Genomic DNA, 11902 nt, shown 5'->3' with positions numbered 1-11902 from the left:
TTACAAAAAATGTAATAACCGATTTTTTCTATTCAAACTCAGCCGACGTTTGTTTTTTTATCAACTGTTCTACTTCATCGTAATACACATTCACCACCTCTCTAATTTTGTCTCTTGAATGCCCCGTACTGGAAGAGATTGTTCGTTGAGAAATCCCTTGTAGATGCATTTCAAGAATCTTATGATAATTGATCATAAAAATAACCTCCTGTAACTTATTTGGGTTCTTTTACAAATAGTGTTGGTAAATAATTTCAAATATCAAAAAAGCCACCCTAGTTGGATGACTTTTTACTGACTTGCTAGTCTTCATCTACCCAATGGTAAAGGAAGAACATGTAGCCCCAAAATTTCTTTATTTCTTTAAATCCGGCTTCACGATTGGCTTGCCACCAAGTCATTTCCTCACCGCCAACATCATGATAGGTAGCGACGTAAGTTAAATCGAACCCGTAATGGCGATTTTGCCGTTCGTAAATCATTTTTGTCCGCAACATATGGTAGTCAGATGAAGTAATAATGGCTGAATCATAACCCATTTCTTGCATCATCTTCAAAGTATTCCGCGCATTGGTATAGGTAGACGTAGCGTTCCCTTCGTTAATTAAAGCATCACTGGGTGCGCCAGCCCCCACGTAAAAATCAAAGTTTGATTGGGTTAGTGGACTTACGATAATTTTTCCTGACCGTGAATAACCTGCTTCAAGCAAATCAACTGCTTCACCGGCCCGCTCACTAGCGCCTTCTGGTACAACAATAATATCTGATACTTTTGGTTCCTCATCAACAATGAGGTTACTGATGGTAATCACACACACTAAACCAACAGCGATACTCATGCCGGCAAAAAAGCCCGCAAGTCGAACAAGATTATTTCCTTTCATCTACATTCCCCATTTTGATAAGCAAATTCCTTTTGTCTTATCTTACCACATGGAAATCATCGAATGAAAAGAAAGGCGTCATTTTCAAAAATCAAATATAATCGTATTATTGTGTTTCCTTGCAAGTGAAGCAACATCCCTTTGAATCATTTCAGTAAATTGATCTGCAAATTTAAGCATATCAATTGGCTGTTGATTTAAGTCAGCGTTCTCAATATATGCTTTTAGCCGTTTTTGTACTTGCTTCATTTCAAAATCGATTTCATCTGAATGCTCAGCACTTGCTACAGTATAGCAAAATTCATCAATTGGTAAGTCTTCACAGATGTCAATAATATTGAATAACCGTTCCTCATAATTGACAAGTTTGGGAATATCACAAATTTTTGTGATTACCGGCAATATCACAATCCGCGATTGCTCCAAGATATCCTCAACAATCTCAGTATCTCCCGGTTGAATAAAAATATATTCCACACCAGGTAAGTTTGGAACTTCAACATCTTCATAATGTGCAGCGAGAACTTCATAGCCCGCCGTAGAAAATTGTTCTACCGCCTGACGGCCAATCTCGTTCGTTGCACCGATAATCGCTACCTTATCCATTTTCTCCACCAAAATTTCCTTATAAAAATAAATGCCACTCACCAACTGTTACTGATCTTCATATCGTTAAAGCATATATTTATAGTTTGTCTGTTAAAATCTCCTAAAAATATTTTCCAGAAAAATATATACTGCCAAAATAATAATGAACAGTTACATAACCTTTGCATAATTCCTCTTCAAAAATTAGCATATCAAACGACCTTTAAAAAAAATAATGCTTGTGGGTATTCGTAAAAATGAGTTTCAATTTTATATAGAAATCCTCCCTAAATTTAGCATATAGAGATACACATTCATTAATAATCAAACGTCGTGCTGTACCTCTTAATTATTTTTTTCTTATAAATAAATAGATTGTATCCCCTTACATTATATACTTAGATAAAGGTACATAGTTAGCATTTCTTCATATCTAATAAGGATTAGCTATCAATTTGGGGTTAATATAATTTATACATAATTTATTTAGTACAATTATGTTTTGATGGAAAATTCGTGATGTACAGCGGCCTTACTTTTCAGTAACTAAGTCGATAAAATTTTCTTTCACCAATTCGAAAGCATCCGTAAAATTTCTGTTCACAATCGTGTTTCATCGATATCTAAACCATCAAAGACTTGTTGAATTAAACCATCATTTTTATTGTAGTAATATCCTTTATCGCCCACCTCATCCTTCATCACTGAAATAATTGTCATCTTATTAGCAATGGATAAGACTAAGACATGATAATGAGAAGTAATCACCATCTCTGCTTGCACTAAAATTTGAACAGCATCCTGAATTGGTAAATAGCCTTTATCTGTATAATCAATTAAAATAATTTCAGGAATTCGTTCCTTCAAGAACCGAAGCTGATCAGCCCCACCATATCCAATATTAACGGTAGAAAGACAACATCTAAATCGTAGGCACGTTTCATATCCCCTACAAAGTTTTTAAACGCATCTAGTTCTGTCTGAATCACATCCATAGGTTGATAGCTTCTAGCACAATCTATCGGTCTGATTCGACCTCAATTGTTAGTAGCATGGCTTGAATATCTGTATAGATGAAAAGCAAGTAATCAGGAATGAAGGTTACCTCTGAGATGTTGACAGTTGATCAAAACAGATTTTTGAATACAAGTGGTCTTTCGCTGCCACCTGTAAGGACCTTAGCCGCTCAAACATATTGGTAAAGAAGGCTTTTCCCAAGTCAAAAGGTCCTAGACTATTCCCAGTAAATACCATTGGAATCCCCATTTGGTCTGCCAATAACATAGGCGTGAAAATCTTAAACAGCTTGTCCATCCGCCCCTCAGTCCACTCATCATTAAAGTAGCCCCCACCATTCACAATCAACTTATCAACATCACGCAAATGATCTTTAATTACATCTAAATTCTTCACCCTACCAAGAATTTCAACGGGAGTATGGGGAAAATGAGACTTTTCATCAAAATCATCCAAGAAGACTTCCACAATTTCAATATCATAATCAGCCAAATAAGTATCCACAATTTCTCGATTAAAGACAGGACCATAAGAAAACAGCACAATATTTTGATAAGATATACAACGAATATTATTAACAATCATCGCCCAATCCCCAAAGTTCGTATCCCCAAAAGGACCAGTATAAGTAATTACACCATTCTTCATACCCTTCACCACTCTGAAAATGACTAGTCATCATATTAACCAACATTATACGCCATCCCTGTTACATTCACTAATTTAACATTATCGTAAAAAAGCCGACTACACATAGTAATCGACCATAGAAGATATGACTCTACAATATATATGACTGATGACTGTAAAAAAGGTCATTGCTCTCATATATTGTAGAGCCTTTATTAAAAACTTAATTTAAAAAATAACTGTGATTATTTATTTTTGGTCATCAACACTATTTGACACAAAACCTTTTTTATTTTTAACAGCATTATAACCTCCAATTAAAATTTAAATTAACTAGATTTCAATTACTTGATGAAATGCAGAATTAATATTGTCTTGAATCTCCTTTAAATTAGAACTTTTTTGAATATATTCTTCGTTAAATGATTCGATTTTCTCAGACAAGATATAAGGTACAACCTCACATCCGTATGAATAACCAATGATCAGGCCATGCATTCTACCTGACACTATAATCTTAGCTTTGGCAATTTCAATAATTAAATCGTCTAATGTTTCAACGGTTATAACCGACACTTCTAAATTTAAACTTTCACTCAAATATTCTTGAAATTTAATCGATTCAGATAAATCCCGTATCGAAGTATAAAATAATTTCACTTCATAGTTAAGATTCAAATACTTAACTACATAATCCTTCCATTGACTATAATATTGTTCTTTTGTAATTCCATTCTGATTATACCGTTTATAAACAGCATAATCAGTAATACCAATTAATACTGCGTTCGTCTTATCCACTGTAATAGGTTTTACATCACTCAAATTAAATACCACATCTGGAGTGTATCTTGAACTAAAGTCTAATTCACTTTCTAAAATAGCCATAGATTTAGTGTCCCTCAAAAATATTTGATCAATTAATCTCAATGATTTTTTTTCCAAATATTTTTCATAGAAATTAAAGTTCCCTCCAATTCCTACACCGAAAATTGTTACTTTCGCACTTTGAAAATTCTTTTTGATATATTTAGTCCATTTATAAATTGCTGAAGGAAATGTTGAATTAGATAAAATCAATTGTCCGCCACCAATAATAACAAGGTCATAATCTTTAGATATGATAATATTATCCAAGCTTTTTCTATTCTTAAATGTCCACATTAAATTTTTATATATTGAATTATTTAAAAAAAATCTATTCAATTTTTGAGCTAGACTTAATGTATTATCCTTTAATATTTCATTTTTAGCTTGATCCATAAAATGAAGATTGTGTGATGTTCTATCAAAAGTATAATCTACAAAATCAACCGAAAAATTAGCATTCTTAAGCATTTCTTCTAATACATATTTAATTGCTTGATCTCCTAAATTATCAGCATTCCCTTTATTAATTAACAAAGCTTTCTTCATAATCTCTTCCTTTCAGAACAAATACATATCTTACTTATTTTTAACAAGCTTTAAAAGATTGATAGTTAAAAAATTTATTTGTTGATAATTTAATATTATATTTACAATAAAGAATAATGCTGTTATTAAAATCTCCATTTGAGTGTTAAGATTTTCAAAAGTTACAAATATTTGAATAAATATAATGATTAAAGAAACTATCATTTTTTTCCATGCAACATCTATACTAATTAGTTCTTTTGTACCTAAATATCTGGCATAAAACATGATAAAAAAGCTAATCATAGAGGATATACCTGCACCCACTATTCCAAATGTTGGAATAAGTAAGAAATTTAATACAATGCTTGCTACTCCTCCTACTGCAGAAGTCTTAAAAACACCTCTTGTTGATTTTGCTGCTGTATAACTAACACCTATAAATCCAGAAAGCGCAGAAAATGTACTTGCAAGTAATAAGAACGGTACTGGCATCCATGATTCAAAATAATTTTGAGCAAATAATATTTGAAATAGAGGTTTCAATATAATTATTATAAAAGATGTCGCTAACAATAGAATAGCTGAGTATAAATTGAAAATCTCGGAATAAAACTTTTTATTGCCATTCTCATAATTTTCAAACGCTGATAGTTGCCAACCTTGACTAAATACCTGGCTTACAAGATTAATTACAAATGGAATTTTACTTGAAACAGCAAATAACCCATTTGCTGATGTTCCAATAAAAGCACTAATAATAAAACGACTAGAACTATTAACTGCCCACCACATTAAACTATTTGGAATTAAAGGGATAGAGTATGTTAACATCTGTTGAAGTAGTTTTTTATTAAATGCTACGCTCTTTAAACTTTTAAAAGGGTTAATATAAAATAATAGATAGAATGTGGAGATGACATATGAAATGGTCATAGCACTAAAATATCCCGCCACTCCCCAGCTAAATTCAACAAGAAATAGAATATTAAGAATACCAGTAATAAATGTGGTCAACATCCCATTAATTGCAAACTGTTTTACAAGACCAATTCCACGAATATATTGTGAAGATATTTGATTTAACATTTGTATTAATAATAAAATATATAAATAAATTAATTGATCATCTAATACTCCAAAATAATTCAATATTGGATAGACTAATACCAAAATTAAGTATCCGAAAAGTGAGAGCCCCAGCGCATTATACAGTACATCCCCATTTAAATAGTCTTCATCCATTACATAACGTAGAACAGCTTCTGACATACTCGCAGATACAATTGGGACTAACATTGATACAGTTACTGTTACTAAATCAACTGTACCATATTCCGCTTGTGATAAATAATACGTGTAAATTGGAACTAGAATGAGTGTAATTACCTTGCTCCCAAGGTTGCCTAACGAAAATATTAATACGTTATTAAATAGTTTTTTATAACTATTCATTTTTAAACCCTATTTTTTCCTTATATACATTAATTATTCTATCAACATTTTTATCCCAATTATAGTCTATCGCTGTTTGCTTTCCTTTACTTATAATCTTGCTGTCCATATTTGCCCCATAAGAGTTAAGGATTTCTGAAATCTCTTTTGCACTCGATACTAGGAATCCATTTTCCCCATCCGAAATAAAATCCTCGCAACCTTCACCCTTTGTACCAATAACAATATTTTCAGTAATCATGCCTTCTAAATAAACAATCCCAAAAGCTTCATTTCGGCTAGGTTGAATAAAAAAGTGACTTTTCTCGAGAAATTTATACACTTCTTCATTAGGAATATTACCTACAAATTTAACATTATCATATAAGTTCAACTTCAAACATTTTTCCATTAATGTTTGTCTATAAGGTCCGTCTCCAATTATGTAATAATTAAAAGAAGTACTTACATTTGTTAAAGCTTCTATTACAATATCGAATCCTTTATTATAATTTAAATTTCCAATAGAGACTATTGTTAACTCTTTATTTTTACTAAATTTATAATGTTTATAACGATTAATTATTTTGGAGTTTAAACCATTTCCGTTTACTAATATCTCATTTTTAATTGATAACAACTGATTTATAGATTTCTTTGTCTTATTACTTACGGCAAATATCTTGTCACACTGATTCATTTGTTCACTTATTTTATTCATTATAAAGGTTGGAGTTTTTTTATTTACTGATTCTCCATGAAGAATATTAAAATGTAAGCATTCTATATGTTGATTAAGTAAGTTACCAATTTTTAATGCTCCCCAAATATCATTAGAAATCATTAAAGTAATACTATATTGCTTCAAAATTTTAAATAAATCTTTTAAAATCTTAGGCTTAAACAAATCTATCATAAAATAAATTGAATTCACTCCAAGATAGTTAGGGATTTGTAATGAAAGTACTAAATGTCCATTAATTTTCTCTTGATCGATTTTTGGAGACACAATATTTTTGCTAAATATTGGTTTTATAATTACTAAATTAGTATCCAGATTCTTTGCAAGTATGATTGCTTGTTCCTCTACATAATGTCCACGAAATGGTTCCTGAACTGTAGGATAAAATGCAGAAATATATAAAACTGTAATGATACACACCCCTTCCAATCATAATTTTATATATCTAAGGAAATTAGAATATTATAGATTGTGATTGCCATATTTTCTATAGTATATTTTTTAATAGTCTCTAAACTATGGAGTTTTAGAGAATCTAATTTATTCTTATTATTAAAAATATCTTGAATATAACTATTTATCTGATGATATTCATTAACAGGTACAATATAACCATTTATGCCATTTTCAATCAATTCAAGCCCAGCAATACACTTATCAGTAGTTATCACTGGCAAACCTTTAGACATAGCTTCATTTACAACCAATCCCCACACATCGCTTCTAGTTGGAAATACAAAAATATCTGATATTTTATAATATTTTTGAACCTCTTTTGGAGATTTAAAACCTTCAAAAAAAATATTTTTTAATTTTAAAGTTTGTGTCAATTCTATAAGCTTCTCTTTTTGATCTCCTTCTCCTACAATAATTAGATTAAAGTTAGAATCTAAACCTTTAAAACTTTTTATAAGAGTGTCTACCCCTTTTCCAGATATTAAACTACCCACATATAAAAGATTGGGTTTTGAATCATAGCCGAGATCTTGCTTTAAAATATTTTTTTCTAAATCAGTCACTTTCTCAATATCTTTATCCCTAATGGATGTAAACGGATAAGAGAAAATATTACGAGCATCAGCACCATAATGTATTAGATATTTATCAGTTTGTTCACCACTTGATAACCAATAAGATGCTCGACTAATTAAGTGTTTTTTAATTTTAAATCTAATAACAGACTCACTATTTTGAATAAAGCCTCCATCTGCATTTAGTGTGAACTTGAGTCGATTTAATTCGCAGAATTTAATTGCACAACTTCCAAAAAATGTACTGTATCCCCCAATAATAATTTGGTTATAGTCATTTTTTAAATGTGTAAATAATTTCTTTAACGATTTAATTTTTACAAAATTACTAGTATTATCTAAAAATACTGCTGAAAAATTATCATACTTCTTTGAAATCCAACTTTCGTTTCTATGCGCTGCTTTATCACTTTCAAACATTACAGTTAATTCACAATACTTACCCAGCTCATTAAAGAAATCTACACGATAAGGAGATGGTATATTAGTTAAAAAAAAGACCTTCATTTTATTCCTTCCCTATTCGATGACCAACATCACTTTTAATATTAACTCCTTCAGAAACATAAATTATTAAAAACATATAAATAAAAATTCCTATATTATTTGTACTAAAAAACACCATTTCCCCCATACATACGAGAATTGCAGAAAGCGGTAAAATAATGTATGTAGTAAAACTTTTTATATTGAATAAAATAGTTTTTATTATAAAAAATAAAAATAGAATAAGGCCGAAAATTCCTCCATAAGCTAGCACAGCCATTATTAGATTGCCAGGTTCAACAACATAATTAAAACTAAATGTATAGGTTCTTTTAGAAATATAAGGAACTGCGAATCCTCTCCCAAATAGCGGGTTACTTATATATGCCTTCATCAGACTTCCCAATTGATCAGTTCTTGAATCTAAGATATTAGTTCCGCCTTTAAGGAAGAAGTCTTGTAAAAATTGATATAAGATATCAAAATTTGGAATCATAATTGCCATAATAATTGAGCTAATACTGAAGAATAAAACTTTCTTAATCAATTTATACTCGCAAAATAGAATAAAAATTAATAAAATACAAAGTGTACTCCCTAAAGAAGTCCTTGAATTAGTTAGTAGAATCATAATTATACCAAGAATAACTAGTAAATAATTCCACACATTATTCTTTCTCAATTTAATTCTTTGTTGAATAGAAACTAAATATAGTGTGATAAACAACACTAGAAATACTCCAAATAGATTAGGATGATTTAGAATACCTTGAAAAGAAATACTATTTCTCAAGTATCCTAATGGTAAAAAAATCAAAGGAAATGAAACTATCACAATAATTGAGAACAGCCATTTCAACCAAGTTATCCAACTAATCTTATTTCTTGTATACACTACCCCAATTAGTAAGCCTATAAACGGAATAGCATAGCTAATAATTTTAAAAATTGCGACTATTGGTAAATTACTGAATATAAAAGAAGAAAGTATACTGTAGATAATATAAATAATAAAAAATATAAAATATTTTTTTAATTTATTTAAATCTCGCTCATGTAGTTTTACTACAGAGCATATTAAATAAAATGAAATTAAAAAAATAAGTAACCATTTTATAGATTGTAATACCCCATAACTAATCGCTAGTCCAGGATTAATCACTTCTCTAAGAGTTAATAAATTTAAAGCTTTAATTCCACCTATTTCCTTTTCCTTATATACTAAAAAAATTAAATAAAATAGAAATATTAGCAAAGTTATGGGATGAAAAAAACTGATAGAAAAAAATAAACATAAAAAAATCCATTGATAGTTTACATTTTTTTTATCTACTTTTCTCTCAATTTCAACTGAATTCATAGTCTCTCCAATTCTATAAGTTACATAACTTAATTTCTATTTATAATACTTTTAAATATTCTCAAATAAGTATTAACAGTTTCTTTTGTATTTATTTTATCCTGCAAATATTCTTTGACAGATTTACGTATAATCTTATAGTCTTCATTATCTTTTATTGCCAACTGCTCAATATATTTTATAAATTTTTCACTATCATCTAGGTTAAACGCTTTTCCAGCATTATACTCGTTCACATCAGTCCACGGAGTCTGATCACTAATTAAAATTGGGCAATTTGCAGCTAAAGCTTCATAAATTACATGTCCAAAATTCTCACTTAAAGTTGGAAAGAAAAATAAATCATAATTAGAAAAGGTATTAAATATCTGTTCGTGGTTTACAATTCCTTTATAGTTAACTGTGATATTCGACGGTAATGCTTGTATCTTTTTGAGACAGTTCTCCCAATAATCTACATTTTCTATAGGTCCAAAAATATCAAATCTGATTATTAATTTTTTATTATTTAGCTTATTTAATATATCCAGAGCAAACGACAAGTTTTTCTTAGTTTGAATTCTAGAAATAAACACGATTTCTAAGTTATCTTTTTCTTTATTTTTTAGAATGCTAGCTTCATTACTATTTTTTGTAGGTAAATTTTCTAGTATTATTATTTTTGATTCAGAAACATTCAATAAACTTTTAATATTATTTTTTTCTTCTGTAGTTGTAGCTTGATAATAAATATTACAGTCATTTTTATATAATAATTTAAAAATATTTAGATAAGAAAATTTTTTGATTTTTTTTAAAGCAAGTGCATTAGGTTCTAACTCGCCTCTAGGTGCGACGATTAAAGGAATTTTGAAATATCTCTCTATTTTTCTAGCTAATCGTAGTTGACTATAGTTAAAAAAACTATTTACATATATAAGATCTATTCTTTTATTCCCTATCATTTTTTTTATTACATATTGAAAATGATAATGTTTTTTATCTAAGTAAAGAACTTCAACATTTTCAGAAAAATAATTTAACTCATTTACTTTTATTTTTGGATTTAAAGGCGTTTGCCCATCAATTTCAAATGCACTAGTTATTATTGTAAACTTAAATTCTGTATTCAAATTTTGAATAATATTATTAATACTAACTACAGGGCCTCCAAATGTTTGAGCTGGTAAGAATCCACTATTAAAGACAACAATGTGCTTCATTTAGTTTTCTCCCCACACTCTACGTTGAACATAGTCAGTATATGAAAGTATAATTCTTAAAACCTTATCTGATACATTCGGCATACTATAATCCGCAACCAATCTTAATGTATCTTTATCTTGTGAATCTAAAATTGTTAATCCTTGAATAATGCGTTCTTTTTCTAAGCCTACCATCATAACTGCACCCTCTTCCATGGCTTCAGGGCGTTCATGAGCTTCACGTAGATTAAGTGCTTTAAATCCTAAAATTGAAGATTCTTCACTAATCGTTCCACTATCACTCAATACAGCTTTAGAATTCAGCTGTAAATTATTGTAATCTGTGAATCCCATAGGTTTCATTAAATGTACTAAATCATTAAATTTCACTTTTTTATCTTCAATCATTTTACGAGTTCTTGGATGAGTACTCACAATCACTGGTAATTGATATACTTCAGCAATTTCATTTAAAGTATCTACTAAGTTCATAAAGTTTTTCTCTGAATTAATATTTTCATCTCTATGCGCAGAAACCACAAAATATTTTTCTTGTTCTAAATTAAGTTTTAAATAACTATTCGCATTGGTAATATCTTCTAGCTTAGCATTTAATACTTCAAACATTGGACTACCTGTTTTAATAATTTGATCTGCTGGTAACCCTTCTGCTAATAAATATTCACGTGCAATATCACTATAGGTCAAATTGATATCAGCAACATGATCAACTATTTTACGATTAGTTTCTTCCGGTACCAATTGATCGAAGCAACGATTTCCTGCTTCCATATGAAAGATAGGTATATGATGACGTTTTGCCGCAATAGCACATAGGCAGCTATTCGTGTCTCCCAAAACTAAAAATGAATCAGGTGCTTCATCAACTAGAATAGGCTCAATATTCGCTAAAATTTGACCAACTGTTTCCATTGGTGAATTTCCAGCAGCATTTAGAAAATAATCTGGTTTACTTAAACCAAAATCTTCAAAAAACACTTCATTTAACTCATAATCATAATTTTGACCAGTATGAACTAAAACATGTTCAATTGCTTCTGATTCTTCTAACTTTTGAATAACAGAAGACAGGCGAATGATTTCGGGTCTTGTACCAACTACAGTCATTACTTTTAATCTTTTCATTAGAA

General features: G+C 29.6%; 12 protein-coding genes. All 12 read right to left on the bottom strand.

What is annotated here, in order from left to right; translation table 11 throughout:
• Window positions 1-28: 28 nt before the first annotated feature.
• Window positions 29-196 carry a hypothetical protein gene (locus ACRCJ0_RS01295; protein WP_197558092.1) on the bottom strand — a complete coding sequence of 56 codons (168 nt, stop codon included), beginning with the start codon at window positions 194-196 and terminating at the stop codon, window positions 29-31.
• A gap of 106 nt (window positions 197-302) precedes the next feature.
• Window positions 303-884 carry a YdcF family protein gene (locus tag ACRCJ0_RS01290; protein WP_431389271.1) on the bottom strand — a complete coding sequence of 194 codons (582 nt, stop codon included), beginning with the start codon at window positions 882-884 and terminating at the stop codon, window positions 303-305.
• Between the two features lie 84 nt (window positions 885-968).
• Window positions 969-1532 (bottom strand): hypothetical protein, encoded by a 564-nt coding sequence (locus tag ACRCJ0_RS01285; RefSeq protein WP_431389270.1) that lies wholly within the window; start codon window positions 1530-1532, stop codon window positions 969-971.
• 540 nt (window positions 1533-2072) lie between these two features.
• Complete coding sequence (locus ACRCJ0_RS01280; RefSeq protein WP_431389269.1) at window positions 2073-2339, bottom strand: hypothetical protein; 267 nt, start codon at window positions 2337-2339, stop codon at window positions 2073-2075.
• A 234-nt stretch (window positions 2340-2573) separates the two neighbouring features.
• Window positions 2574-3137 carry a hypothetical protein gene (locus tag ACRCJ0_RS01275; RefSeq protein WP_431389268.1) on the bottom strand — a complete coding sequence of 188 codons (564 nt, stop codon included), beginning with the start codon at window positions 3135-3137 and terminating at the stop codon, window positions 2574-2576.
• A gap of 315 nt (window positions 3138-3452) precedes the next feature.
• Entirely contained in the window at window positions 3453-4535 is a 1083-nt protein-coding gene (locus ACRCJ0_RS01270; RefSeq protein WP_431389267.1) for a polysaccharide pyruvyl transferase family protein, read from the bottom strand.
• 30 nt (window positions 4536-4565) lie between these two features.
• A complete protein-coding gene (locus ACRCJ0_RS01265; protein WP_431389266.1) occupies window positions 4566-5969 on the bottom strand; it encodes a lipopolysaccharide biosynthesis protein in 1404 nt (467 codons plus the stop codon).
• Complete coding sequence (locus tag ACRCJ0_RS01260) at window positions 5962-7110, bottom strand: glycosyltransferase (RefSeq protein ID WP_431389265.1); 1149 nt, start codon at window positions 7108-7110, stop codon at window positions 5962-5964. Before ACRCJ0_RS01260 ends, ACRCJ0_RS01265 begins: the two co-directional genes overlap by 8 nt.
• A gap of 17 nt (window positions 7111-7127) precedes the next feature.
• Entirely contained in the window at window positions 7128-8228 is a 1101-nt protein-coding gene (locus ACRCJ0_RS01255; RefSeq protein ID WP_431389264.1) for a glycosyltransferase, read from the bottom strand.
• A 1-nt stretch (window position 8229) separates the two neighbouring features.
• Complete coding sequence (locus tag ACRCJ0_RS01250; RefSeq protein WP_431389263.1) at window positions 8230-9567, bottom strand: O-antigen ligase family protein; 1338 nt, start codon at window positions 9565-9567, stop codon at window positions 8230-8232.
• A 29-nt stretch (window positions 9568-9596) separates the two neighbouring features.
• Entirely contained in the window at window positions 9597-10769 is a 1173-nt protein-coding gene (locus ACRCJ0_RS01245; RefSeq protein WP_431389262.1) for a glycosyltransferase, read from the bottom strand.
• A complete protein-coding gene (gene wecB / locus ACRCJ0_RS01240; protein WP_431389261.1) occupies window positions 10770-11897 on the bottom strand; it encodes a non-hydrolyzing UDP-N-acetylglucosamine 2-epimerase in 1128 nt (375 codons plus the stop codon).
• Between the last annotated feature and the right edge of the window lie 5 nt (window positions 11898-11902).

It is taken from the genome of Aerococcus sp. L_32, assembly GCF_050689315.1.
The sequence above is the reverse complement of the archived record's forward strand: the minus strand, read 5'-3'. Positions and strand labels throughout refer to the sequence as shown.

Excerpts from the sequence above, each read along its gene's own strand:
- ACRCJ0_RS01295 (WP_197558092.1), bottom strand. The coding sequence starts at position 196 with ATGATCAATTATCATAAGATTCTTGAAATGCATCTACAAGGGATTTCT.
- ACRCJ0_RS01290 (WP_431389271.1), bottom strand. The coding sequence starts at position 884 with ATGAAAGGAAATAATCTTGTTCGACTTGCGGGCTTTTTTGCCGGCATG.
- ACRCJ0_RS01275 (WP_431389268.1), bottom strand. The coding sequence starts at position 3,137 with ATGAAGAATGGTGTAATTACTTATACTGGTCCTTTTGGGGATACGAAC.
- ACRCJ0_RS01270 (WP_431389267.1), bottom strand. The coding sequence starts at position 4,535 with ATGAAGAAAGCTTTGTTAATTAATAAAGGGAATGCTGATAATTTAGGA.
- ACRCJ0_RS01265 (WP_431389266.1), bottom strand. The coding sequence starts at position 5,969 with ATGAATAGTTATAAAAAACTATTTAATAACGTATTAATATTTTCGTTA.
- ACRCJ0_RS01255 (WP_431389264.1), bottom strand. The coding sequence starts at position 8,228 with ATGAAGGTCTTTTTTTTAACTAATATACCATCTCCTTATCGTGTAGAT.
- ACRCJ0_RS01250 (WP_431389263.1), bottom strand. The coding sequence starts at position 9,567 with ATGAATTCAGTTGAAATTGAGAGAAAAGTAGATAAAAAAAATGTAAAC.
- ACRCJ0_RS01245 (WP_431389262.1), bottom strand. The coding sequence starts at position 10,769 with ATGAAGCACATTGTTGTCTTTAATAGTGGATTCTTACCAGCTCAAACA.
- wecB (WP_431389261.1), bottom strand. The coding sequence starts at position 11,897 with ATGAAAAGATTAAAAGTAATGACTGTAGTTGGTACAAGACCCGAAATC.